We start from the raw sequence: 25,715 nt of genomic DNA on the forward strand, positions 1-25,715 counted from the left end.
TTCGCTTTCTGCTTGAACAGAACTAACGTACAGGCAAAGGGGTTACCTCTAGCTATTTGGCTGTTATCAAAACGCTTTGGTCGACTGGTCGCTTGGGCATAAAGGTGACGAATACACTGCCACGTATTGCCGCTGTCGAGTGAGTAAAAATGCGGTTTGCGAACCCGTCCGACAATATCCCAGCCTAACGCTAATACTTCCCTGAACCAGGGTGATTTATATCCTGCGTCGGTGACGATAATGGGTCGGCAATTTGAAGGTAACATGGCGTGTAACGCCTTTAAGAATGCCTTGTGGCTGGCGGGTTTCTCTTTGGTCTTGTTGCAGTGAACTTCTTGATAAAGTGTGACGGGTCTACCCTTTAAAGATATGGCCGCGCGTAAAAGAAAGTGCGCTTTATGGTCATCTAAATCTGACCAGTCGATTGAGATAACAGGGCGAGATGTGCTGCCACAAAATAGTTGGCAAATAGATGCATAGATAAATGGTGTTTCACTTAATAAATGCGGGTTTGAAAGCAAGCGGTCGGCACGTTTAATCCGGTGTTTCTCAAAGGCTTTAGTCTCAATTCCTCGACCTATGCTGGTTACGGTTGCAGCGCTTCCGTTGAGCAGGCTCTTAACGCACGCCGTTACTGCATTCCGACGAGTTTTATGCATTTTATAGCTGACAAGCGATACGACTTTGTTCACAATAGATAGGGCATTCATGACTGTTTGGCCTCAGTGAAGTTTGGCGATTGATCTGATCACCAAACGTCATGAATGTTCCTATCTTTTTTATCTTATTGATATCGCAATATTATTTGTGGGGATACCTCAGACTCTGACCCCAAAACTAGGAAATAAAGCATGACTCAGCAACTTCTGCCGTGCGTAGAGATAAACCCATCCACTACGCCTGATGCCTGCGTTATCTGGCTTCACGGTCTTGGCGATTCAGGCCATGGTTTTGCGCCTATAGTGCCCGAGCTAAAACTGCCCGAATCAATGGCGGTTAAATTTCTCTTTCCTCACGCTCCAGAACGCCCTGTGACTATCAATGGCGGCATGAGAATGCGCGCTTGGTACGATATCAAATCGTTAGATTTTGAAAGCCGTGCGGACTTAGAAGGTGTAAAAGAGTCGGCTGCTCAGGTAGAAGCGCTTATCGAAGCACAAATTGAAAGTGGCATTCCTAGTGAACGTATTGTACTTGCAGGGTTTTCTCAGGGCGGTGTTATTGCTCTGCACTTAGCACCTAGATATGCCAATAAATTTGCAGGTGTTATCGCTCTATCTACCTACATGTGCGAGCCATCACTTCTTGGAAGCGAAGCAAAAGACACAAACCGCGAAACGCCAATTATGATGGCACATGGTGAGCAAGACGAAGTGGTGCCGGTATTTATGGGCAATGCTGCGTTCAAAACGCTGAGCGAAAGTGGCTTTAATGCCACGTGGCAGACTTACACCATGCAGCACAATGTTTGTATGCAAGAGCTTAACGACATTAGTGCGTGGCTTCAAAAAGTTCTAGGGTAATGTCTTAAGAGTCTGTTGGCTCTTGCTGCAAATTACATTCACATAACAAACATCAACAGGCCCTAGTATTTAAACAAAAGAAAGAGCTGGTGACGCATCAAAAGCCAGCTTTTTCTTAGCGTAAGTGGGTACACGTCTATCGATTGAAAAGTTGCGCCTTCCGTCTCTTCTTTATTTCACGTCTATTCCAAAACTATTCGACGACTCTGTTGCGCCCCGCATTTTTAGCTTTGTAAAGGTTGTCATCGGCCTGCTTCAAACAAGCGTGCAAGTTTGTATCAGTAAGCGCTGTGGCTACACCAAAGCTTGCGGTTATGGAGTGATTAACATCACCCTCTACAAACGGGTTAGCTTCAACCACCTTCCTCATTTTTTCCGCTAATTTTACCGCTTGGCTCAACGTCGCATGAGGGAATAAGACCAAAAACTCTTCACCACCGGTTCTTGCCACCACGTCAGTAGTTCTTACTGCTTCTTTCATTAGGCGAGTGATGTGTATAAGCACTTCGTCACCAATATCGTGGCCATAGGTATCGTTGATTGTTTTGAAATGGTCAATATCTACCACCACCGCACTTAAAGGGAAATGAGCACCGGGATCTTGCATTGCGCGTTCAAAAAAAACAGCTTCAAGGAATCGCCGGTTAGGAAGTTTTGTAAGCGGATCGGTATTAGCCTGACGCATGCGCTCTAAATTTTCACGCAGCATTTCTTTTCTGCTTTGATGCCAAAAATTTTCACCTATAAAGGCGACGCAAATGAAACAGAAGGTAGCGATTAGGAAACGGGAAACATGTTCTGCTGGGTACTCAGCCACTATTTTTTCTTGATTATAGAGCATAAAAATAGCGATACCCATGGTTACTGCTACGTAAACCATGGCTGGCTTGAAACGCACAACAACTATCTGAATAAAAAGCAGGGGAAAAATAAAATAAAGCCCAGTGTTATTGAGCCCGCCGGTATAAACCAAGCCGTTTATGGTGAATGCTACCACTAAGCCTGCTAGATAATAGAAGACATCGACGCGAGGGAACATATGGGATAACGCCACATTGGCGTACACAAAAGCAGCTGACCCCGCCAGCGTTCCAACGAGCAATGGGTTGTTTGTACCCATGTTGATCCACGCCATAAACGCCATAATGGTGCCACCAACATAAGATATGAAATATAGCGTTAAGCGCCTTCGTTTTGCTTCCGCTTCATCTTGCTGAGCGCTTCTAAGTAATTGACGCAACGACGAACTGTCCATAAAAAGACTTATCTCCGCATTTAAAACTAATTAACCATTATTCTTTTCAGCATAGACTGAATGTCTAATAATAACCAAGGAGAAAACTGCGCCTAATTTCAAACATTAATACAGAAAATGCGTATACTACGGGGTATATCGTATGACGTTATGTGATACTTCGTTTTAGTTTCTTTTTATATAGTTTGGAATAGCCATGAGTCACCTCAACACTACCCGCACCGTTCGAATTGCTACTAGAAAAAGTGCTTTAGCGCTTTGGCAAGCAGAGTATGTGAAGGCAAAATTGATGGAGCATTATCCGTCAATGACCGTTGAGCTTGTGCCTATGAGCACGCAGGGCGACAAAATTTTAGATACACCTCTGGCGAAAATTGGTGGTAAAGGACTTTTCATAAAAGAGCTTGAAATTGCCATGCTTGAAGGCCGCGCCGATATTGCCGTGCACTCTATGAAAGACGTACCGGTTGAATTTCCTGAAGGTTTTGGCCTTCACGCTATTTGTGAGCGAGAAAACCCGTTCGACGCTTTTGTTTCAAATAACCACGACAGTTTAGATGCCCTACCCCAGGGCGCAGTAGTAGGTACGTCTAGCCTTCGCAGACAGTGCCAAATTCGCAAGTATCGCCCTGACCTTATCATCAAGGACCTGCGCGGAAACGTGAATACTCGTCTAGCCAAGCTAGACGCAGGTGAGTACGACGCCATTATCTTAGCTTCTGCTGGCCTTATTCGCCTTGAAATGGAATCTCGTATTCGCATGCCGTTACCTGCTGATATTTCATTACCCGCCGTTGGGCAGGGTGCTGTAGGTATCGAGTGCCGTAACGACGATGAAGAGCTAATTAAGTTGCTACAGGCGCTGAACCATACAGACACTAATACACGCGTTACTGCGGAACGCGCCATGAACGAGAGATTGGAAGGCGGCTGCCAAGTACCTATTGGTAGCTTTGCCACGCTTGATGGCGATGTGCTGACACTAACCGGTATGGTTGGTAAGCCAGATGGTTCAGAACTGCTCTTTGCTTCTGCTACAGCGTCGCGAGAAAAAGCCGCAGATATTGGTGTTGAAGTAGCGGAATCCCTTCTTGAGCAAGGTGCCGGTGAAATCTTAAAGGCGCTTTATAACTAAGTTATAGTTTGTCGAATGCGTGCAGGTTTACGCAGTAAAATAAAAGGATGAAAATTCGATAGTATGTTGCTGTTTACACGCCCACTGCCAAAGTTAAAAGCAAGCGCTTCTGCCTTTGAAAAAGCCGGAATTGACGCGGTAGGCGTTGCCACGTCTAACATCATTGATATTTCGTCTGAAAGAAAAGCTGCTGCAGAATTTTTAGCGTCAAATGCAGTAAACGCAATTGTTGTTACCAGCGTATATGCTGTAGACACCGTTATTGAAGGCTTACGCGAAACGGCTAACGAATTACCATTGATCATAGCTGTGGGCGATGCCACTGCACGAAAATTACAAGCGGGACTTCAGGCGTTTTCATCGGCGCAGGTTGCTATCCCCGAAGCCCATACATCCGAAGGTATACTGGCAATGCACCAACTTAATGAGGCAAACTGTCAGTATGTCGTTATCATTAAGGGTGAAGGTGGGCGCGACGCCATAGCCACTGGATTAGACGAAAAAGGTATTTTAGTTAATAGCTTTTGCGTTTATAAGAGAGAGCAACTTACAAGCCCAATTTACACAAAACGGTGGAAAATGGGCGAAGTTAGCGGCATTATCGCTACAAGCGAAGCAATGGCACTGCAACTAATTGCGCAATTTGGCCAAGCACTTAAATCTATTAAATGGTTAACAGTGAGCGACCGAATTGCCAAAACCCTCACTAGCCAAGGCATTAATGAGGTAGCGGTTTGTCAGCGAGCCACCGATCAGGCACTCATCGCCTGGGTAAAGGATAACTGGGAGTATTGAATGGCCAACAACAATGAAAGTAGCCCACAAAAAGAGGAACTCGTGAAAGTGGAAGCTGAAAAAGACGTTATCGAATCTTCTGCCACGCACAGTGAATCAACATCGTCGGGTGCTGCTAAAAAGAAATCGTCGGGAAATGGTCTACTGTGGTTTGTTGTAATCATCCTTTTCCTTATTGTGCTTGGTATGGCTGGCGCAGGTTACTGGTATTACATGCAGCAACAGTCGGCAAGCAAGGACTCTGAATCTGCACTTCAAACGACGACCTCTCAGCTAAACACTATTGAGCGTGAGCGCGCTGGTCTTGTTGCCTCTATCGACAAAGTAGCTCGTACCAACCAGACGTTAGAAAGCACGGTAGCCGAGTTAAAAGCGCAAAACGAAAAGCTGACGCTGCAAGCTGAATCGACCCTTGAACAACTAAATAATATGGAAGGTCGCCGCCCGGCAGACTGGCTCATTGCTGAAGCTGATTACTTAGTTCGCATGGCAGGCAGAAAGCTTTGGTTAGAAAACGACGTACGCACAGCAATTTTGCTGCTAGTTAACGCAGATAAACGCTTAAAGTCGTTGGCCGATCCGTCGGTACTTCCGGTTCGCGCAAACCTTGCAGAAGATATTCAAACCTTACAACAGCTTAACCCTGTATCACAAAGTTCCGTCGCCCTCGCGCTTACGGGTATGATTGCTCAAATTGACAAACTGCCACTTGATACCTTCGAAAAACCAGAAGACGCCAATGCAGAAGACACGACCTTATCGGAGTCAGCTGACGACTGGCAGGAGAACCTTGCGAAGGTGTGGCGTTCGTTGGTGAACGATTTTCTTACGGTGAAAACTATTGAAGGCCCGGTTGAGCCAGTGCTTTCACTGGAAGCCCAGTTCCTAGCAAAAGAGCAGCTTCGTCTACAGCTTATGCACGCGCAAACCGCCGCGCTTCAGGGCGATGCAGGGCTTTACAGCCAGTCGCTTCAATACGCTCAAACGTTAATTATTGAAAAGTTCGACACCGAAAAAAACCAAGTAACGGGCTTTGTAGATGCACTACAAAACCTCATTGCTACCGATGTATCGCGCCCAATACCTACAGAGCTAGCGTCACAAAAACCGCTAGAGCGTCTATTGGATAGCCGCGTTAAACAGGTGTTCGGACAAGGAGCAAGTGCACTATGAAATGGTTAGCTATTGCCCTTGCGGTATTAGCCGCATTCGTTGTTGCACTCATTGTTGGCCCGATGTTGTTAGGCGATAAGGGCTACGTACTAATATCACTGGGTAACACCGCTGTTGAAATGACGGTGATTAGCTTTTGTATTTTAGTGATAGGTGCCATCATTGCCTGGTACGTACTGTCTCGACTGGTATTGTGGGCGTTGAGCCTGATCACAGGTTCACATAAATGGTTCGGCACTTTAGGTGAGCGCAAACGTAAGCGTGCGTTTTACGACGGCTTACACGCAATGGCTGCAGGTGATTCTGATACAGCTCAAAAGGCGCTAAGCAAAACCACCAACGGCGATTTCGAAGGCGTTAACTATTTGGCGTCAGCGCAAATTGCTTTTGCCAATAACGATTTAGCCAAAGCCCGTTATTTCCTTGTTCAGGCAACTGACTTTCCAAAAGCGAAAGTAGCCGCAACGGTCATGCACGCGCGTATTGATATGGCTGAAGAAAAATACGATGCGGCACTAGAGAAACTTAACGAACTTGACGAGAAAGAGCGTGAAAACAAGCAAGTTGTGCAGTTAAAAGCGCAAATTCTTGCCAAGCTAGGTAAATGGCAAGTACTTCAAGAGAATTTGTCAGGCTGGCGTAAAGCATTGCCCAAAGCAGACTACACTGCGTGGAGCCAGCGCATCGCCAAAGGTAAGTTTGCCGAAATTGCCAGCAAACAAGGCGCTGTCGAGCTTAAATCGTATTGGGAAACCCTACCTCGTAAGCTTCGTCACGACGATGCTTACCGCGCGGCCTACATTCAACAGTTACTTGACCAAGGTATGCATGCCGACGCACAGAATTTGCTAGTTGAATGGCAAAAACGTGGCCCGAATAGCGCCCTGTTTCCGCTGTTCACGCAGCTTAATATTCCTGATGCATCGCCATCACTACGACTGCTTGAAAGCTGGATAAAGCAAGACGAAGAAAACGTGTCGCTATACTCCACGCTAGGCCAAGTTGCATTTAACTCAGGCGATGATGTGTTGGCGGAAAAAGCCCTGCTTAAAGCCACCAAAATGAAGTCGCGCAAAGAAGACTTATTGCTGCTGTCTGCAATTAGCGAACGCAAGCACGACACAGCCACTGCACTTCAGCTTTACAAGGAAGGTCAGCAGCTAGCCAGCTAAATGAATATTCATTTAGCTTTCTGGTAGTACTTGTATTACCCGTAAAATTGAAGATATAGTAAAAAGGAATTCTCAATTCGGGTTGTTTCAACAACAACCCGAATTGACTTAAACAACTTGTCGGAGTGCTTCACTGTTAACCCAGTAAGCTGAGACCGCGAAAGTGGGATCCGTAGAACCTGATCAGGCTAATACCTGCGAAGGGAACAAGAAAATACAATGTGCACAATGTTAAACCGTGGTTTAGCGTTGTGAAGCGAAGTTGTTTTGCTGTTGATGATACAGACACACCCATGAAGGTGCTGCTCGTCACTCAAGGTAAACTGTTCAAGTTTATCCCCAAGTCAACATCAACGGAGTAAAGGGCTGTAATCACCAAAACCTTTACCAACAATCTCGCTAAAGTAACGGGGTTATCCCCTTCAACACTTACACTTTGTATTCTCCTTCACTCCTGACAAGCATTTTTAGAACCTAAACTTAAAAGGTAAAATGCTATGTCGAACAGACGCGAACAGCGCCAACAAGCACAACAATTCATTAATGAACTTGCGGGCGAAGCTTACCCAAATTCAACACGCCACTACGAGTGTGGCAGCCGTGACGATATTCGTGTGGCCATGCGCCTTATTCACCAACACGACAGTTTAGTGGGTGGAACAGAAGACAACCCTATTTTAGAACCAAATCCGCCAATTCCTGTTTACGACACTTCAGGCCCCTACGGCGACCCACAAGAAAACATAGATGTGCACAAAGGCCTAGCTCCGCTTCGCCAAACGTGGATTGAAGAGCGTAGCGATACCCTTGAATTAGAGGGCGTTTCGTCGAGCTTTGCAAAAGAGCGAGAAAACGACATATTTACCGAAGATTTCCGCTTTATTCGCAGCCGCAAACCACTAAAAGCAAAAGCAGGCAAAAACGTTACCCAGCTTCACTACGCAAGACAGGGCATTATTACCCCTGAAATGGAATACATTGCCATTCGCGAGAATATGGGTCGCCAAGCCATTAAAGATGCCGAACTGACGCAGCAGCACAAAGGCGAACACTTTGGTGCGAATTTACCCGAGACCATCACGCCTGAATTTGTACGCCAGGAAGTGGCCGCAGGCCGCGCCATTATTCCATGCAACATCAATCACCCCGAGTTGGAACCAATGATTATAGGGCGTAACTTTCTAGTAAAGATTAACGCAAACATTGGTAATTCAGCAGTAACCTCGTCTATTGAAGAAGAGGTAGAAAAGCTGGTGTGGTCAACGCGCTGGGGCGCCGATACCATCATGGATTTATCTACCGGCAGAAACATTCACGAAACCCGAGAGTGGCTGCTGCGAAACAGTCCTGTTCCTCTTGGCACCGTACCCATCTATCAAGCGCTAGAAAAAGTAAACGGTGTAGCCGAAGATTTAACGTGGGAGATGTTTAAAGACACCCTAATTGAGCAAGCTGAACAAGGCGTAGACTACTTCACCATTCACGCTGGCGTGCTGCTTGAGTACGTACACCTTACCGCAAAGCGGGTAACCGGCATTGTATCGCGCGGCGGTTCGATAATGGCAAAGTGGTGCTTAAGCCACCACCAACAAAGCTTTCTGTATGAACACTTTCACGATATTTGCGAAATTTGCGCTAAGTACGATGTGGCGCTGTCGCTAGGTGATGGCTTACGCCCTGGTAGCGTAGCTGACGCTAACGACGACGCGCAATTCTCTGAATTACGTACCCTTGGTGAGCTGACGAAAATTGCATGGGAGTACGATGTTCAGGTAATGATTGAAGGCCCGGGGCATGTGCCAATGCATATGATTAAAGCGAACATGGAAGAGCAGCTTAAGCACTGCCACGAAGCGCCGTTTTATACCCTTGGCCCCCTCACCACCGATATCGCTCCTGGCTACGATCACTTCACTTCAGGTATAGGTGCCGCCATGATTGGTTGGTATGGCTGCGCAATGCTGTGCTATGTAACACCTAAAGAGCATTTAGGCCTACCTAACAAAGAAGACGTTAAACAGGGGCTGATCACCTACAAAATTGCAGCCCACGCTGCCGACTTGGCAAAAGGCCACCCAGGTGCACAAATTCGCGACAACGCCATGTCGAAAGCACGCTTTGAATTCAGGTGGGAAGACCAGTTCAATTTAGCTCTCGACCCGCATACTGCGCGCGCTTATCACGATGAAACCTTGCCGCAGGCGTCTGGCAAAGTTGCGCATTTCTGCTCTATGTGCGGCCCTAAATTTTGCAGCATGAAAATTTCTCAGGAAGTGCGCGATGTGGCTAAACAAGCAGAGCAGCAAGAGTTTGAGAAAGAAAAAGGCATGAAAGAGATGGCCCAGGCATTCAATCAGTCTGGCGCAGAGCTTTATCACACTGCAGATAGCAAGGTAGAGCTACCATGATGGCGAAAGCGTCCATAAGCCCTGCATCCAACAACCTCACCACTGCACTTCCTGTAGTGTGGTGTGTGGGGGGCGTTGACTGTAGCGGTGGTGCGGGCGTTACCCGCGACGCCATTACATTGGCCGATCTGAACATCCATGCTTGTGTGCTCACTACACAGCTTACCGTGCAGTCCAACTCAATCATGCTTAGTAAGGAAAGCATGTGCGCGTCGGCATTAAATCAGCAGTGGCAGGTGCTGTTTGAAGATACCCCGCCACGCGCTATTAAGATTGGCGCTATTGCTAATGATGAGCAAGCGCTGTTGTTGTGTGCACGTATTCAAAAAACATCTAACCCTCGCCCCTTCGTTGTATGGGACCCTGTACTGTCTACCTCGTCCGGTGGCGTGCTGAGTGAGTTAAGCGAAAGCGTAGTTGACGAACTGTTGAATACGGTAGATATCGTTACGCCAAATATCGATGAGCTTGCGTGGCTCACCCATTTGCCTGTTGTTGATGAAGCGAGCTTGCTAACTGCAATCAATCGGCTAAGGGGTAAAGGCGCAAAGAGCGTTTACGTTAAGGGCGGTCACGCCCACTGGCAAAAAAACGTGAGCGATATTTTTGTTTGTGCCTCTCACACTCTTCGTTTTAGCCAGCCGAAATACGCTAACGGCAACCTTCGCGGCACAGGCTGTATGTTAGCCAGCGCATTAGCGGCATTCATTGTTCACGACTACTGCATTGAAGACGCACTTACGCTTGCTAATGCTTACGTCAGCGAAGTTCGTAGCCATACACTACCAAAGCAATGCGCAGCGGCTAACGCAAACGCCATAAGTAACGAATTAACCACCTACTTTGCACAAACCAACGGCTTTCCAGCAAAACCAGAGAGCTTTCCGCTGGTGACCTTTCACCAACGTGGCGCCACTGCTAATGAAAAAGAGCGGGATAAGGATACCCTTCTTGAAGCCTCGTCTTGTAAAGAAGCCCACTTTCCTGCACTTACTCATACTCATTTAGGCATCTACCCTGTAGTGGATAGCGTGCAATGGATAGCCCGCCTCTGGCCAACGGGCGTAAAAATAATGCAGCTACGGGTTAAGCAAGGCTCCCAAGAAGACATTCGTCAGCAAATAAAAGAGGCAATAGAATTGGTGAAACACACCGACTGCCAATTATTCATTAATGACTATTGGGAGCTGGCCATAGAACTCGGGGCTTACGGTGTGCACTTGGGGCAAGAGGATATCGACACCGCAGACCTAAACGCCATCCGTAGTGCGGGTTTACGGCTTGGAATATCAACGCACGGCTTCGCTGAAATTCAACGTGTTCGCGCTTTAAACCCGTCTTACATTGCCCTTGGTCATATCTTCCCCACCAATACCAAAGACATGCCTTCGAAGCCCCAAGGTGTAGCACGTTTAGAAAAGTATGTGCAGCTTTGCGATGGCATTCCCACCGTTGCTATTGGTGGTATTAACTTATCGCGTATAGGCGATGTAGCTAAAACCGGCGTTAGCGGCATTGCTGTGGTAAGTGCAATCACTCAGGCAGAACACCCGCTAAAAGCCTACCAAGCATTGGTTGAGGAGGCTGGGTTTGCTTAGTCATTCAGCTACTCATTCACTTAGTCACTCGGTAGGCCAGCAGTTAGCGCATCAGGATATACGTCGCTACAGCAGACAACTCTTACTCGATTGCATTGATCACGACGGACAGCTTAATTTGGCGGGTGCACACGCTGTTATCGTTGGCTTAGGTGGATTAGGCAGCTTAACCGCCCGCTATTTAGCAGGCGCAGGCGTGGGCAACATTACACTTATAGATGGTGACACCGTCGACATTAGTAATTTGCAGCGCCAAATAAGCTACAACGAAATGCACCTAGGCGAGCTTAAAGCTAAATCGCTTTACAATGAACTGCGTAAAGTGAACTCGCATTTAAACATCCAGTTTAAAAGCTTATTTGCTGATAGTAACAACTTACCAACATTAATTGCATCAGCCACCTGCGTGCTGGATTGCACCGACAACGTTACGGTACGAAGGCAGATAAACCTGGCCTCGTTTCGCGCCTCTATTCCGCTTTTTATTGCAGCAGCGAGTGGGCTTACCTGGCAAGCGCTGAACTTGCCTCAAAACTCAGCTACCTGCGGTTGCTATGAGTGTTTAGTGAATAATGTTGCCGTACGCGAGGATTGCGTTAGCAAAGGTGTACTGGGCCCCGTTGTAGGCATGGCAGCGTGCCACCAAGCTACCCAAGCCTTGTTATTTCTGGCAAGAGGCTTCGATGCCGATATTAAATGGGGCCAGTACGTAAACGCCCATGCAGGCCAAGGTACGCTGCAAAGTTTCAAGCTTCCCCCCTCTTCTTATTGTGAGGTATGCCAATGACCCAAATTAATATCAACGTGAACAATCAACCAATGAGCGTGATTTCTCCTATATCACTTAGTGAATTAATTGCCCTTAAACAATTGAAAGACGAAGGCACTGCCGTTGCCAAAAACGCGGCTATTGTCAGCAAGCAAGAATGGCCGACGACGTATTTAAGTAACAACGATACGGTGGATATATTTACCCTAGTGGCAGGAGGCTAAAATGCTAACACTCGCAAATCATACCTTCCCTTCCCGCCTGTTAACTGGCACTGGCAAATTTAGTAACCCAGACACCCTGAAAAGCGCGGTACAGGCAGCCAAGAGCAGCATGGTGACCTTGGCAATGAAGCGTGTCGCCAGCCATAGTTCACAAGATGAAACGCTTTCGGCATTAAAAGCATTGGGCGTTACTCTTTTGCCGAATACGTCGGGAGCGAAGAACGCTAAAGAAGCCATATTCGCCGCTGAACTTGCTTATGAAGCATTAGGTAGTCCTTGGGTGAAGCTGGAAATTCATCCAGACCAACGCTACTTGTTGCCCGACCCCATCGAAACCCTGCTTGCCGCAGAGGCACTGGTTAAAAAAGGGTTTCACGTTTTGCCTTACTGCGGAGCAGACCCCGTTTTATGTAAACGCTTAGAAGAGGTAGGCTGCGCTGCCGTCATGCCATTGGGCGCGCCAATTGGGAGCAATCAGGGATTACAAACCAAACCCTTTTTGCAAATTATTGTTGAACAAGCGTCGATACCCGTCATTGTAGATGCAGGCATTGGTAAGCCAAGCGAAGCTATGGCGGCCATGGAGCTGGGAGTAGATGCGGTACTGGTGAATACGGCTATCGCCACGGCTAAGGACCCAGTTGCTATGGCAGCAGCTTTCGCAAGCGCCGTAGAAACGGGGCGAAAAGCCTTTGAAGCTGGACTTGGTGCTACCAGCAGTTTTGCCCAAGCCTCTAGCCCGCTTACCGCCTTTTTGGAGCCGGCGGTATGAAGGTAGCACAGGCATTAATGCAGCAAGACTTGTCGCATGTGGCTATGTCGATAAACAGCAAAACAGCAGGAGACGTAGAACGAGCGCTAGGTAAAGATACACTTTCTTTAGACGACTTCATGGCGCTGATCTCCCCCGCTGGCGCTAAGTACTTAGAAGCCATGGCCTATCGCGCTAAAGCAATTACTCGCCATCGCTTTGGCAATACCATGCAGCTGTTTGTACCTTTGTATTTATCAAACTTGTGTGCCAACGAATGTACCTACTGCGGCTTTACAATGAGCAACAAAATAAAGCGCAAAACCCTGTCTATAAGCGAAGTGTTGACCGAAATTGAAGCCATCAAAGATTTAGGCTTTTCACAGGTGTTACTGGTTACTGGCGAACATGAAACCAAAGTGGGGATGGAATATTTTGAGCAAACACTAAGCGCCATTCGCGAAAAGGTGAGCTACCTTATGATGGAGGTACAGCCTTTAAAGCGCGAGCAATATGAAACCTTGAAGCACCTGGGCTTAGACGCGGTGTTAGTGTATCAAGAAACCTACTCACCGCAGCATTACGCTAATTACCACACTCGAGGTAAAAAACAGGACTTCCTATGGCGCTTAGAAGCCAGCGATCGCATAGGGAAAGCCGGCATTGATAAAATTGGCATTGGCGCGCTACTTGGTTTAGGCGACTGGCGGGTTGATAGCGCCATGACCGCCCTTCACGGCAAGTTAATACAGCAACACTACTGGCAAAGCCGTGTATCCATTGCTTTTCCGCGCCTTCGTAGCTGTGAAGGTAACAGCACAGGGGGCAATGCCCACACCAACAGTAAACTCCCTAACGAGCGAGATTTGCTGCAGCTAATATGCGCCCACCGCATTTTTAACCCACAAGCAGAACTCTCGCTGTCTACCCGAGAGTCGGCAGTATTTCGGGATGGCGTAATGCCGCTTGGCATAACGTCTATGAGTGCAGCGTCGCAAACACAGCCTGGCGGTTACAGCGCCCCATCGAAGGCACTAAATCAATTCGATATTGACGATAACCGATCTGTATCAGATGTCGTGAGCGCACTTTCAATGAAAGAACTGGAACCCGTATGGAAAGACTGGATGCCGTTTACAGAACGTGTTTAAGCGCAAGAATACCTGTATTTTTCGTTTGAAAACTCGCGCTAAAGAGCGCACTTTTAATGGATTAATCGATTAGTTTTTGTAAGGGAAAATAAGAGAAAATTTGTTTTGCTTTCGTGCAAAACCCTCCGTACAATCCGCCCAAATTTTAGCCAGACACTTTACCTATGCGTCTGGCTTTTTTGCCTCATTTATCTCATATTAGATTTATCAAAACTAAAGGGCAGTGCGTTGGATACCGTTGAATTTATTCAAATTCGTAGATTTATAGTGAAGCTAGGCAAAATGCTGCACAAGTACGGTACCCCTGCGTTCCGTCTTGAAGCTTACCTAGGTGAAGTCGCTAAGTATTTAGGCGTACACGCTTCATTTATTTCAACGCCAACTTCACTGACTTTTGTTATCTGGAGTGACCGCCACGAAGACGAATATAACCACGCTGCGCGTTTGCTTCCAGGCGAGCTAGACATGAACGCGTTGTCGCTTACCGATGAACTGGCCAGCGAACTGCTGACGGGCAAATTAACTTTAAGTGAAGCTGACAAGCGCTTAAATGAAATAGATGCCATGGGCAGCCCTTATGGCAAATGGGTTACTGGCGTTGCCTTTGCTATGGCCACCGGCGCGTTTGCTATGCTAATGGGTGCAAGCTGGAGTGAAATTGGCTGGTCGGGTGCCTTGGGTATTGTGGCTTATCTTTGGACCTTATGGGCACAGCAGTCTAAACGCGTAAACTTGATGCTAGAGCCTGTCACCGCGTTCGTTGGCGGCATTCTTGCCTGTGCTATTGGTCAATACGTTGACCCTGGCATTAACATTCCGCTGGTTGTGCTTTCATCGGTGATTGTATTTGTACCCGGACTAGCGCTGACTATGGGCCTTGCCGAGCTTTCATCGCGAAACATGGTGTCGGGCACGGCTCGTACTATGGACGCCATCATGCAGCTGTTTAAGCTGTATTTCGGTGCTTTCTTAGGTGTGTCAGTGGGCTTTAGTGCGTTTGGTGAAAACGTGTATACCCCTGCAGAATCGCTGCCTTACTGGGCTACTTGGCTAGCGGTATTCTTGCTGTGTATTGCCCTAGTTGCGATATTCAGAACGCGTATTAAACACATTCCATGGGCATTGGCAGCAGCATTTATTGCCTACAGTGCTACCGCATGGAGCTCTGACTACATGAGCCCTGGGCTAGGTGCATTCGTGGGTGCATTTGCGTTAGGCATTTTTGCTAATGCGTTCACCCGCATTGCTAACCAACCCGCGACCATTGTGGCTATGCACGGACTTATAGTGCTGGTGCCGGGGTCTAAGACCTATATTGGCTTGAACTCGTTTATGACGGGCCAAGACTTTGTGAAGGCAGACCATTTGGGGCAGGAAGTATTTCTTATCTTTATGTCGCTAGTGGCGGGATTAATCTTTGCTAACGTGGTGGTGCCCACTAAAAAGGCGCTATAACGTAAATACAGTAACCTAAGGGTTTCACGCTAGAGCGCGGCTGGTGCCACTAGGCTGCGCAAAATCACTAGCGCAGCCTAACAAGCGGGCAAAAGGCGCTATTTAAGTAACTTGATCAACGCTCGCCCTAAACGGGCGTTGAGCGCGCCCGCAGCAATCGCTTCAGCAGAATTTTCCATAAACTTCGCCGACAAGCTGCCGCCAATTTGATTGGCAACTTCGTCGGTAGCTAAGTCAAACACGCCTTGCGCCGCAATGTTTTGCGCCAACACTTTAAGCAACTTCCAGTTGCCTGCTGTACTTGGCCTTAGCCCATACACGCGGGCCATTCGACGAATGGTACGAAAGCTAATCCATACCACAGCAAAAGTTTGAATAAGATTATTTGGGCTTATAAACGCAAGGCTTCCGGCGGTCACCGACTCTTTATTCAGCACCTTGTGCGCCTTTTCCTGAACAGGTTTTAGTACCGTGTCTTCGTACAGGCCTAATCGTTCTGGGCCTGTCATGTCGTCTTGAAGCTGCTGCTTATAACGGTCGAAACAATGCGCTGCGTAAGACCCCCGCGAAAAGCGTTTGCCGTGCTGGCTTAGCACGCGATCAATTTTCTGTGGCGATGCTTCTGTTCCCGCTGATGGATTTTGTTTCGCTGAAGGCTCTTGTTTAGCTGAGGGCTCTACCCCATTACTAGCCAGCAAATCTCGGATAACGCTTGCATCTTCCATCGCCGTATTTACTTGCTTGTAGCCTCTCCACTCTTTAAAAGTCAAAAAGCTAAAGCAGCTAACAAACCCAACTAAAAGCGCGCCTAGTACACCTGTACCGATGGGGTGTTCAGAAACGTTGGCCGCAAGGGTGGTATAAGCTTCAAAAACGAAAAAGCCAATTAATGAAACAACGCCAAACCCTAATGTTGCCGCACCTAACGACAGGCCACCTTTTTTAGTATCCACTTCCCATACATCCTCGGTCACTTGTTGCGGAAGTTTGGTTTCAGGCTGCGCTATGTCTAAGGTTTGTGTTTTAACTTTGGTTTTGTATTGCGGTTTTGTTACCGCATCACTTTCATGGTCATTATTAGGTTTACCATAACCAGTCACCGCATTATGCTGATCTTCCTCACCGACACCGCCGTAAATTGCATCGCTTCTAAGCGTAGACTGGCTTGTTTCTTCTGGGCTTTCGTCAAATGTATAAGGTTTATCGCTCATTCTTACTCTCCTTTGCCCAGTAAAAACTGAAGCAATCTATCTACGCCCTTACCCGCTAAAATACGCGCCTTAAAATCGCTAGGTACACTCACATCAGGTACTGGAAAGTGGCTACCCTCTTCCATCTCTTTCAAAGTGCTGGGAATAGGTTCGAACGTAGACTCTACATAGCGGCCATCAGTGTCTTTGTAACGAATAGCATCATCATTACTACCTTCGTCGGTTACTTGCATGCTAGACACTAAAAAATGCTCGAATTGTATGGGTTTACCGTCAAACCGCGCTCTCGCTCCTTCGGTAATTTGGGTAAGTAAATTAAGTAAGTTAGCGCGCTGACTTACAGGCACTAAATCAGACTTAGTGGCCACAAACGCCACTCTGCCTATTTGTTCTTTTTTCAGCACATTGCGTGAAAACCACGTGCTTTGCCCGTACACAAAGGTGTCGGCCAAATGACTCAGAGTTTCTTTTAACTGATACAAATGCTGTCTGCTGTGGTTAAGCCCTTCAAACAAATCGACGAGAATTATCTGCTTGTCGGTTTCTTTGAAAATGGACTGCTTCAGCGGCATTAACCACCCACTTTGGAATTTAGCAAAGTGCTTGTCGAATATTTTAAACCAAGGATGTGATACATCGCTGGTGATGCTAGACGGAAGCGGCGTAAAACCAAAGGCCTGCCAATCGAAGTCGCTCGATTCCAATAAAAAACTGCCCGGTTGAAGAAGAGATATGCCGTTGGCCTTCGCGTCTACTAAATAATCGCGATAGGCATTAACCAGCAGCTGAATACGTTGTTCGGTTGGCTCTTGCTCAAAATCAAACTGATTAACAAACGCTTTCCACTGGTTGGCAAAATACTGCTGCGGCCCACTGCTAAGCTGAGCCCACGCAGAGTCTGACCAATGAGCATAGGTTTTACTTAGCATGGGAATGTCGGTCACCCATTCTCCAGGATAATCGATAAACTCAAACACCACATCGCTATGAGGCAGTACATGACGCTTCAATGAGGCGGTTTCTTTTAAACGCACCACCAGCTTAAAACCGAATGCTTCTTCGGTGGCTTTAGGCCACTGGCCGTGTTCAAGATCAGCAATGTTCTGTATATGCGGGAACGGTTTGTAGCCTTCAATGGGCTCTATGCGCATATCAAGCACTTGGGATGGCGGCAAATAACGTAGCAAAGGCAAACACGCATAGCCCTCTTCACTACGGCTTTTCAGCATAGTGATAAGGCTGGTGAACAGCATAGATTTACCGCTTCGACTTAGCCCAGTAATGGTGAATCGGTGGGTTTCTTTGTTAAACACACTGCTAAGTTTGTCGCCAGTTAGCGACGCCATTGCCCGAGTCTTGTCAAAAAGCGTAGCGATATTTTTTTGCATTATTTTGTTTGTATTCTGCCTTTGCAGTTCCTATTCCCTTAAACCTAAACCTTTAAAAATAATACCCAGAGAGTGCGGCCTATACATTATCGCCCTCTCGTTATTATAGATATGCCTATAGGATTAATGTGGTTATTAAGGGGGAAAAGCAAGGGCAGTGCCAGCTAAACACGCCGCTTCGTAAATAAGTAACGCTAACGACGGCTAATAAACTAATGCTCGCGAGTCTTATTGAATAGCTTTTTCTTTATGCGATTTTTACTGGAATGCCAGTGATTCTTAGGTTTGCGCGGCGCGTTTTCAATAACGTGTTCAAAATCGATATCCGACTTTTTGGTGGGCGGAACGTGAGCACAAAAGAATGTATCAATATGTGACTGGGCCAGCTTTTTTAAGCTTTCGCGATATTGGTTAGGGTGACATAACGGATATGGCGGTACCAGTTCACCTTTCACCTGCACCAATACATCGGCAATGTAAGCCTGCTGCGTGGGAATGTGCTTAAGCGTTAAATCGTGGTCGGTATGGCCCGGCGTGTACATAACCTGCCAATCAGGAAAACCGGGCAGTAACTGATTGTCGGCAAGCGTCATGTCTGGCGCTAGTATTGGGTTGTACCAAATGGGCATTCTTGGCTTGCCAATACGATTGGCCACCCACCAGGTTAGCAATAAATCTATGCCGTGAGCAGTACGCCCAGCAAACCCAGCATACCAATTAATGGCTTTGGGATGAGATGCCACCTGCGCACCAGTACGTTCACGTAGTTTAATGGCGCCTCCGGCGTGATCTGGATGCATATGTGTAACCACAATCAGCTTTAAGTCACTTAACGGACGACCTAAGGTTTGCGTAATGTATCGACACACGTTGTCTACATCGGCGCGGCTACAGCCATCAAGCAATAGCAAGCCCTTGCTGTCTTCAACAAGATAAATATGCTGTATGTAGCCTGCAAGTGTGTGAATATTCATTACTGCTTCCTTTTCACCAGAACGCGCGCCAACCGTGCTATCTGATATACCTCATGCACGCTAGCACTGAACCCCGCTAATCGCTGGCAAAGTGTGAGCTGCGTGATAATGCCTATAGCGCTAAATCCTATCAGAACCTATCTGGTAAGACCAGATTCAGCGAACAAGTGTAGCATTAAATTGCGTAACCACATTAGCCCGGGCTCGCCTTCCTGCTGGCTATGCCAGTAAAGGTGTGTTTCCAACGCGGGAAGCTGATACGGCAGTTTGGTGCTAATCAGGTTATCATCGCTTACCGCATCGGCCACAGAGCCTGGCAAGGTTAACAAAGCGTTAGTGCTAGCCACCACATCTGCCGCGGCGCGATAGTTTTGGCAACGCCATAATGAAGGACGGCTTATACCTAGTTGCTGCAGCGCGATTTCTTCTACCGACGCCCCTTTTGCCCGGTTCGACACCGTTATATGGCGAGCCTCTACATACTTCTTCTTATCTATATTTTGTGCCAGCGGGTTTTGCTTATTCATAAGCACCTTGTAGGTATCGCGGCGCAATAGTGAGTGAGAAATGGGCGCATCAACAGCGCGACCAATATCAATAACAAGGTGGAGGTTTCGATTTGTTAAGTCTGCCAGCATTGTATCGCGATGTAAGCGAGTGCTTACTATTTCAACATTAGGAGCTTGTTTTTCAAGGGTTGAAAGCAGAACAGGTAAAACGCCTAATTCTAGAGACTCTTGCATGGCAATAACAAAGCGCTGATGGCTGTGTAACGGGTCGAAGTCGGCAAACTCCCCCAATGCTTTTCGAATATCGCTTAAGGCTTTTAGAATAGCGGGCGCTAACCGTTCGCAGGCTGCAGTAGGCAACATGCTTTGTTTTTCTTTAACAAAAAGTGGGTTGCCCAAAGTATCCCTAAACCTGCGCATGGCATGGCTAACGGCCGATGGCGTAATGTGAAGCGCTTCAGCTACGCGGGTCATATTCCTATGCTGCCAAAGCGCTTCAAAAACCTTGAGCAGGTTTAGATCCAACTTCTCGAATTGTCTGTTTTCGAACATTGCCACAACCATGAATGAAATTCACACCATTTAAGGATTATATTTCATTTCATTCACTTAACAACTTTCTCTACTATGCGTTTAACAAACAGTTATCGCACGCTTTAGAGACAGCCCCTACATTTTAACTTGCGGCGACCAAGTGCGAGATGCGAAGCAAATACTCTCTATATTTAATTAGTACAAGTTCAACGAATGTAAAAAGGTGCCCTATGGATTTTTCACTTAACGACAAAACCAAAGCCTTACTAGAGAAGCTCGATAATTTTATAGCCGAGCATATAGCGCCAATTGAAGATGAAGTTTACGACTTTCACCATAAAGAAAATAATCACGGTGACTGGAAAAACTGGAAGCTGCACCCTGGTACTGAAGCGCTTAAAGCAAAAGCGCGTGAAGCAGGGTTAGCCAACCTGTTTTTGCCCGATGCCGAGCTAGGCCAGGGTCTTACCACGCTTGAATATGCACCTATGGCAGAGCGCATGGGAAAATACCTCTTTGCACCAGAGATTTTTAACTGCAATGCGCCTGATACCGGCAATATGGAAGTGCTGTATCACTTCGGCAACGACGCCCAAAAAGAGAAATGGCTTAAACCATTGCTTGCAGGTGAAATACGCTCAGTGTTTGGTATGACAGAGCCTGATGTTGCTTCGTCTGACGCCACCAATATGGCCGCCACCATTATTGAAGATGGCGATGACGTAGTCATTAATGGTAAAAAGTGGTGGTCGACAGGGTTAGGCCATCCTAATGCTGCTATAACTATATTCATGGGTTTATCTAACCCTGATAACGACAAGCACAGTCGCCACAGTATGGTCGTAGTGCCGCTTGATACGCCTGGAATTACCATTAAGCGCATGCTAGATGCCTACGGCGATTACGATGCGCCTTACGGCCACGGGGAAATGCATTTCGATAATGTGCGCGTGAGCAAAGACAACCTAATTATGGGTTTAGGCAAAGGCTTTGCTATTGCACAAGGGCGTTTGGGCCCAGGCCGTATTCACCACTGCATGCGCGCTATCGGCATGGCAGAAAAAGCGCTAGAGCTTGCACTTAAACGTGGTCACGAAAGGGTTGCGTTTGGTAAACCAATCATACGCTTAGGTGGCAACTTAGAACGCGTAGCCGATGCTCGCATGGCTATTGAGCAAGCGCGTTTACTCACGCTCCACGCCGCTTGGAAAATTGACAACTTAGGCGTAAAGCACGCTATGACCGAAATATCAGCCATTAAAGTGGTGGTGCCGAATATGCTACAAAACGTGGTGGATATGGCACTACAAATTCACGGCGGTGCGGGTATGTGTAGCGACTTCCCACTGGCGCGATTTGCCGCGGGTGCAAGAGCCCTTCGCTTAGCTGATGGCCCTGACGAAGTGCATAAAGGCATGGTGTCACGACTAGAGCTTAAGAAGTATCAGTAGTTATAATTGATACAAAAAATGCGGCTTCATTAAGCCGCATTTTTTATAGGTTAAGCAGCTGCACCAAACAGCGCTAGTTGCCTTCTTCCCGCTGCTTTATTTTACGGTGAATAGCATCAAGCTTTTTGAAGCTTTCCCATAACTCTGGGTGTGTTGCGATTAATGCTGCAACATGGTCGTGATTTTCTTCACGAGTATTTTTGGTAAGAAATTTAATGTCGTCATCATGAGGTAATAGACCAAAGTTGATGTACGTATTATCGCTAGTCGACGTGTTGCTGGCTTTTTGTATCATCATGGACCTGTAAGACTTCAAATACCTAGGCTCGCAATGCTTACGCACAATTTGGCTACCGGTGGGCTTACTGCGATGACATATCATGTCAAATTTAGCAACGTTGTTAATTTCGTTGTAGAGCTCCAAAAAAGCAAAGCGTTCTTTCTCAAAAGCTGTTACGAGTTGAGGCGTTGTTTTCTGCCCCACAACATCGATTCGCTCTACTTTCTGCTTATCTAACTGGGCCATTGCGTGGCCACTGGTTAGTGAAAAAAGCGCTAAAGCAGCGCTTAGTGCCAAATGTTTTTTAAGAATACGGTTCATTTTAATTCCTGTGATTTTCATGAATTAATCTTCGTAAACTTCTTCTTTACGCTGCTCAATGCGCTGGTGAATAGCGTCTAGTTTAGTAAAGCTATCAAATAGTTCTGGATGGGTGGCAATCAACGCTGCAACATGCTCGAAAGCATCTTCTCTCGTGTCGTTAGTAAGAAAGCGAATATGGTCATCGCTGGGTAAGCGGTTAAAATCAATTCCCGGGCCAGTAGACGAGACTTGCATCATCATTGAACGAAAGTCTTTCACATAACGCGGTTCGCAACTTTTACGGGCAATTTGGCTTCCAATTGGCTTGTGGTATTTACAGATTACGTCGAACTTTGCGATCTCATTAATGCTGTTATATAACTCTAGAAACTCGAAACGTTGCTTGTCGAATGCGCGTTTCAGTTGGGGAGAAGTTTTCTCACCTACTACGTCGATTGTTTCGTAGTTTTGTTTATCGGTATGTGCGGCGAGGTGGCCGCCAAGAAAAACACCTAACGTTAGTACTGACAACTTAACGGCATTTGGGAACACTTTGTTTAAGTGTTTATTCATTTGAAACTCCATCTTCTGAACGTTTTAAAACAATAGCAACTGGTCTAATTTTAATCAATTAATAAAAATTTAAATTAAGAGTCTAGGAAAACTGCTTCATTAAAGAAGGATCACAAACAAAAAATGCGGCCTAAGCCGCATTTTAATTATTCATGTTTTGGTTCATATTAGAACGTATATGATGCACTCAACTGAGCGTTGATCCCCGCACCGTAGTAACCAACCGTATGTAGGCTGTTGATGTACTTCTTGTCGAAGATATTATTGATGTTCATGCGAACGGTGAAATCTTCTGTAAACGCATGTGAAGCATAAACGTTGCCTAAGAAGTAAGCGCCCTGCTTAACATTGTAGTCTACGTTGCTAATTTCAGACTGCCATCTACCACCAAAACCTACTTCAATTTCTGGCGCTTGCGGCACGGTGTAACCTAGTTGGAACGTCACTACATCACGTGGTGCCCATAGGTTAGCGTCGTTACCTTGCTCGTCTTCTACATCAATGTTGGTGTAAGACGCATTAATGCGTAGATCATCAGTTAACTGACCCGCTAGCTCAATTTCAAAACCGTCAGACTCTACCGATACGCCTTTGTAGTAGTACTGAAGAGTTTCAGGGTTAGTACCTGCATATGCTGCCAAGTTATCTTGTTCAGCGGTGAAGTAAGCGAAAGTTGTTAGTAGTCTGTCGTCGAACCACTGTGCCTTGAAGCCCGCTTCAAAGTTCTTACCTTTAGTTGGGTCAAGGTATTGGCCGTTTACGTCATACTGTTCTTGTGGCTGGTACACGTCAGAGTAGCTCACGTAAGCATTAACATCTTCTGTTACCGCGTAAGTGGCACCAACATAAGGGCTGGCTTCGCTTTCTGAGTTATCGATAACCGCGCCTGCGTTTTGGCCCGTACGCTCGAAGTCGATCGCGTTAAAACCGGCGATGATGTGCATTGCGTCGGTTATGCTGAATCGAGCAGAGCCGAAGTAACGCGTTAGTGTTTGCTCAATATTTGAGTACTCAGACACACCTAACCACTCAGGCTCAGCAATCGCATCCAAACCGTACGGGAATGCTGGTGTTGGGCCGTATGCAGGAGTAGTAGCGTAGTCAAACGCATGAACAAAAGACACGTCGTCGCTAGTAGCGTGACTTACACCAAAGTTAACTTCATGGCTGCGACCAAACAGCTCGAAATCACCGAATACACGGCCTTCTAACAGGTGAGAGTCAATTTCAGAATCGTAACGACCTGGCCAGCCAACTAAACCAAGGCCAGTCTCTTTATCAATGGCACCGTAAGCATAAAACAGCTTACTTTCATCTTCGTAACCACGGAAGTTATAGCTAAGTAGCAATTGCCAATCGTTGTCGAATTCATAGTCTAGTTCAACAAAGGCGTTAGTGGTTTCAGTATCCCACTTAGTCCATTCTTGCGTAGTGGTGTCATTAATATCCCACTCAGCTTGCGTACCGTCGGTATAGTTGAATACTAGCCCGCCCCACGTGTTGCCGTCGGTATTGGCGTCTTGGTATGACAAACCGAAGGTTATCGTTGCGTTATCCGTTAGCTGACCGTCAATAACGCCGTATACAAAGCCGCGATCGTTTTCTAAACCATCTAGGTGAGACTCTTTATCTTCAAAGCTACCTACTACACGCGCCGCCCAGCTGCCGTCTTCTGTAAGCAGCATAGAGTAGTCGCCTTGAACGCGCTTGAAGTTGTAAGAGCCAATGCTTGCACCCACTTCGCCGCCTTCTTCGTTAGTAGGACGCTTGCGCACATAGTTGATGGTGCCTGACGCATTACCTACACCAGTAAGCAGGCCGTTCGCACCACGAATAACTTCAATTTCTTCGTAACCGTAAGCTTCAACCGAACCGGTAACAATACCCCAGTCGTTAGGCAGGCCTACACCATCAATTTGGGTGTTTTTAATTTCAAAACCACGTGCGGTGTAGTTAGTACGGTTAGTTTCCCACTCTTCTACGTTAATACCTGGTGCTAGCTTTAGTGCGTCATTAATGTTGAACGCACCGAACGACTGCATAAGGTCTTCAGAAAGAATACTGATAGACTGAGGCGTTTCACTGATTTCCATGGTTAAGCCAGTTGCACCGCGGCTAACACGGTTTTGGCGAACACCTACAATACGAATTTTTTCTACGTCTGCTTCTTTAACTTCTACTGTATCGCTTTGAGTTGTTTGCGCATTTACCGACAAAGCAAACGCGATAGGCGTTAGTGCAAATAAACTGCTTAGTTTCATGGTTTTCTCTGTTATTTGGTTATGAAGGGTTAAGAACTTTACGGCGGGGGAGTATAAGATAAATTAAAGCTAATTTAAATGATAATTATTGCCATTTAAGTTTCTAAAAAGAGATTTCACAAAGTTGTAAAGGTAGCTGCGTTTGTGGGAATGCGATAATCTGTACCTCAGATCAGGGAGGCATCGACATTTTGACTAGCAGTACAAAAAACACCATTAAGCATTACAGTGAAAAAGCGCAGCATTACTTCGACTTATACAATTCGGTTGATGCAGAAAGTGTGCACACTGACTGGAAAGCATCTTTACAGCAAGCTGAAGTAGGCTTTGCGTTAGACGTAGGTGCTGGCAGTGGCCGCGATGCAAATTGGTTAGCCGAAAAAGGATGGAAAGTAATAGCTGTAGAGCCTGCAAATGAGCTAAGAAACCTAGCACAAGCCAATTCACATAACAGTGTTACATGGTGTAACGCCAGCTTACCTGCGCTTACCACCCTACCCCAAGCGCCAAAAACATACGACCTAATACTGCTTTCTGCTGTTTGGATGCATTTACCAGAATCTGAAAGGCCACTCGCGTTAAACCGTTTAGCTGATTTACTTTCAGAAAATGGAATCATGTATATAAGCCTTCGATTCGGCCCCAATGATGATGCAAGGCCCATGCACGCTGTCAGTTATGAGGAGTTGGCGACTTTAGCGCAAAGCAGCGGACTAACTGCACGCAATTTAAACCCTGTTCCAAGCCAAGATGGCTTGAAGCGAGATGATGTGAAATGGGTTACGGTTGAATTGGTGAAAAGATAGTGTCAGTGAAAAATGG

General features: G+C 46.6%; 23 protein-coding genes and 1 riboswitch. Of the genes, 14 read left to right on the top strand and 9 right to left on the bottom strand.

The genetic code is table 11. From position 1 onward, the window contains the following. On the bottom strand, nucleotides 1-710 hold a 710-nt coding region (locus tag MHM87_RS15130; RefSeq protein ID WP_239259951.1), incomplete at its 3' end, for an IS4 family transposase. Between the two features lie 141 nt (nucleotides 711-851). On the opposite strand from MHM87_RS15130, the gene MHM87_RS15135 reads away from it, so the two are divergent. Continuing rightward, nucleotides 852-1,523 (top strand): alpha/beta fold hydrolase, encoded by a 672-nt coding sequence (locus MHM87_RS15135; protein WP_014977932.1) that lies wholly within the window; start codon nucleotides 852-854, stop codon nucleotides 1,521-1,523. 193 nt (nucleotides 1,524-1,716) lie between these two features. Here the strand turns inward: MHM87_RS15135 and MHM87_RS15140 are convergent, their stop codons facing one another. Beyond that, nucleotides 1,717-2,778, bottom strand: coding sequence for a GGDEF domain-containing protein (locus MHM87_RS15140; RefSeq protein WP_049587575.1), 1,062 nt, complete (start codon nucleotides 2,776-2,778; stop codon nucleotides 1,717-1,719). A gap of 196 nt (nucleotides 2,779-2,974) precedes the next feature. Between MHM87_RS15140 and hemC the strand changes: the two genes are divergently transcribed. From hemC to MHM87_RS15195, 11 genes are all read left to right on the top strand, one after another. Then, the gene (gene hemC, locus MHM87_RS15145) at nucleotides 2,975-3,913 is read left to right on the top strand and encodes a hydroxymethylbilane synthase (RefSeq protein WP_014977931.1); all 939 of its coding nucleotides are present in this window, start codon (nucleotides 2,975-2,977) and stop codon (nucleotides 3,911-3,913) included. 63 nt (nucleotides 3,914-3,976) lie between these two features. Continuing rightward, complete coding sequence (locus MHM87_RS15150) at nucleotides 3,977-4,708, top strand: uroporphyrinogen-III synthase (RefSeq protein ID WP_239259953.1); 732 nt, start codon at nucleotides 3,977-3,979, stop codon at nucleotides 4,706-4,708. Continuing rightward, on the top strand, nucleotides 4,709-5,881 hold the full coding sequence (locus MHM87_RS15155; RefSeq protein WP_014975313.1) for a uroporphyrinogen-III C-methyltransferase: 1,173 nt from the start codon (nucleotides 4,709-4,711) through the stop codon (nucleotides 5,879-5,881). It begins immediately after the preceding gene. Continuing rightward, nucleotides 5,878-7,053, top strand: a complete 1,176-nt coding sequence (locus MHM87_RS15160; RefSeq protein ID WP_014975312.1) for a heme biosynthesis HemY N-terminal domain-containing protein — start codon at nucleotides 5,878-5,880, stop codon at nucleotides 7,051-7,053. The genes MHM87_RS15155 and MHM87_RS15160 overlap by 4 nt, the downstream gene beginning before the upstream one ends. 111 nt (nucleotides 7,054-7,164) lie before the next feature. Beyond that, a riboswitch (TPP riboswitch) is annotated at nucleotides 7,165-7,276 on the top strand. A 274-nt stretch (nucleotides 7,277-7,550) separates the two neighbouring features. After that, nucleotides 7,551-9,461 (top strand): phosphomethylpyrimidine synthase ThiC, encoded by a 1,911-nt coding sequence (thiC, locus tag MHM87_RS15165; protein ID WP_239259955.1) that lies wholly within the window; start codon nucleotides 7,551-7,553, stop codon nucleotides 9,459-9,461. Next, nucleotides 9,458-11,059, top strand: coding sequence for a thiamine phosphate synthase (gene thiE, locus MHM87_RS15170; RefSeq protein WP_239259957.1), 1,602 nt, complete (start codon nucleotides 9,458-9,460; stop codon nucleotides 11,057-11,059). Before thiC ends, thiE begins: the two co-directional genes overlap by 4 nt. Further along, nucleotides 11,052-11,846, top strand: coding sequence for a HesA/MoeB/ThiF family protein (locus MHM87_RS15175; protein WP_239259959.1), 795 nt, complete (start codon nucleotides 11,052-11,054; stop codon nucleotides 11,844-11,846). The genes thiE and MHM87_RS15175 overlap by 8 nt, the downstream gene beginning before the upstream one ends. Further along, nucleotides 11,843-12,052 (top strand): sulfur carrier protein ThiS, encoded by a 210-nt coding sequence (thiS, locus tag MHM87_RS15180; RefSeq protein ID WP_014977924.1) that lies wholly within the window; start codon nucleotides 11,843-11,845, stop codon nucleotides 12,050-12,052. The genes MHM87_RS15175 and thiS overlap by 4 nt, the downstream gene beginning before the upstream one ends. Nucleotide 12,053: 1 nt before the next feature. Continuing rightward, nucleotides 12,054-12,824 carry a thiazole synthase gene (locus tag MHM87_RS15185; protein WP_239259961.1) on the top strand — a complete coding sequence of 257 codons (771 nt, stop codon included), beginning with the start codon at nucleotides 12,054-12,056 and terminating at the stop codon, nucleotides 12,822-12,824. Further along, the gene (thiH, locus tag MHM87_RS15190; RefSeq protein WP_239259963.1) at nucleotides 12,821-13,954 is read left to right on the top strand and encodes a 2-iminoacetate synthase ThiH; all 1,134 of its coding nucleotides are present in this window, start codon (nucleotides 12,821-12,823) and stop codon (nucleotides 13,952-13,954) included. The genes MHM87_RS15185 and thiH overlap by 4 nt, the downstream gene beginning before the upstream one ends. A gap of 228 nt (nucleotides 13,955-14,182) precedes the next feature. Next, nucleotides 14,183-15,409, top strand: coding sequence for a threonine/serine exporter family protein (locus MHM87_RS15195; protein WP_131137846.1), 1,227 nt, complete (start codon nucleotides 14,183-14,185; stop codon nucleotides 15,407-15,409). A 98-nt stretch (nucleotides 15,410-15,507) separates the two neighbouring features. On the opposite strand, the gene MHM87_RS15200 is transcribed toward MHM87_RS15195, so the two are convergent. The 4 genes from MHM87_RS15200 to MHM87_RS15215 form a co-directional block, all read right to left on the bottom strand. Next, nucleotides 15,508-16,620, bottom strand: a complete 1,113-nt coding sequence (locus MHM87_RS15200; protein ID WP_239259965.1) for a YcjF family protein — start codon at nucleotides 16,618-16,620, stop codon at nucleotides 15,508-15,510. Nucleotides 16,621-16,622: 2 nt separating this feature from the next. Beyond that, nucleotides 16,623-18,008, bottom strand: coding sequence for a YcjX family protein (locus tag MHM87_RS15205; protein WP_239259967.1), 1,386 nt, complete (start codon nucleotides 18,006-18,008; stop codon nucleotides 16,623-16,625). 212 nt (nucleotides 18,009-18,220) lie between these two features. Next, nucleotides 18,221-18,982 carry an MBL fold metallo-hydrolase gene (locus tag MHM87_RS15210; RefSeq protein WP_014947788.1) on the bottom strand — a complete coding sequence of 254 codons (762 nt, stop codon included), beginning with the start codon at nucleotides 18,980-18,982 and terminating at the stop codon, nucleotides 18,221-18,223. A gap of 137 nt (nucleotides 18,983-19,119) precedes the next feature. Further along, nucleotides 19,120-20,043 (bottom strand): LysR family transcriptional regulator, encoded by a 924-nt coding sequence (locus MHM87_RS15215; RefSeq protein ID WP_239259969.1) that lies wholly within the window; start codon nucleotides 20,041-20,043, stop codon nucleotides 19,120-19,122. Between the two features lie 212 nt (nucleotides 20,044-20,255). Here MHM87_RS15215 and MHM87_RS15220 point away from each other — a divergent pair, with 212 nt between their 5' ends. Next, a complete protein-coding gene (locus MHM87_RS15220; protein WP_239259971.1) occupies nucleotides 20,256-21,476 on the top strand; it encodes an acyl-CoA dehydrogenase family protein in 1,221 nt (406 codons plus the stop codon). Nucleotides 21,477-21,549: 73 nt separating this feature from the next. On the opposite strand, the gene MHM87_RS15225 is transcribed toward MHM87_RS15220, so the two are convergent. The 3 genes from MHM87_RS15225 to MHM87_RS15235 all read right to left on the bottom strand — a co-directional run bounded on the left by MHM87_RS15225 (nucleotide 21,550) and on the right by MHM87_RS15235 (nucleotide 24,893). Further along, nucleotides 21,550-22,077: a hypothetical protein gene (locus tag MHM87_RS15225; RefSeq protein ID WP_239259973.1), complete on the bottom strand. Its 528-nt coding sequence runs from the start codon at nucleotides 22,075-22,077 to the stop codon at nucleotides 21,550-21,552. A gap of 24 nt (nucleotides 22,078-22,101) precedes the next feature. Continuing rightward, nucleotides 22,102-22,632 carry a hypothetical protein gene (locus tag MHM87_RS15230; RefSeq protein WP_239259975.1) on the bottom strand — a complete coding sequence of 177 codons (531 nt, stop codon included), beginning with the start codon at nucleotides 22,630-22,632 and terminating at the stop codon, nucleotides 22,102-22,104. Nucleotides 22,633-22,799: 167 nt separating this feature from the next. Then, nucleotides 22,800-24,893, bottom strand: coding sequence for a TonB-dependent siderophore receptor (locus MHM87_RS15235; protein ID WP_239259977.1), 2,094 nt, complete (start codon nucleotides 24,891-24,893; stop codon nucleotides 22,800-22,802). A 191-nt stretch (nucleotides 24,894-25,084) separates the two neighbouring features. Here MHM87_RS15235 and MHM87_RS15240 point away from each other — a divergent pair, with 191 nt between their 5' ends. After that, nucleotides 25,085-25,699 carry a class I SAM-dependent methyltransferase gene (locus tag MHM87_RS15240; protein ID WP_239259979.1) on the top strand — a complete coding sequence of 205 codons (615 nt, stop codon included), beginning with the start codon at nucleotides 25,085-25,087 and terminating at the stop codon, nucleotides 25,697-25,699. Nucleotides 25,700-25,715: the final 16 nt, after the last annotated feature.

Origin of the sequence: Alteromonas sp. Cnat3-28, from assembly GCF_022348265.1 — a bacterium.
GTDB classification, from domain to species: Bacteria; Pseudomonadota; Gammaproteobacteria; order Enterobacterales; family Alteromonadaceae; genus Alteromonas; species Alteromonas macleodii.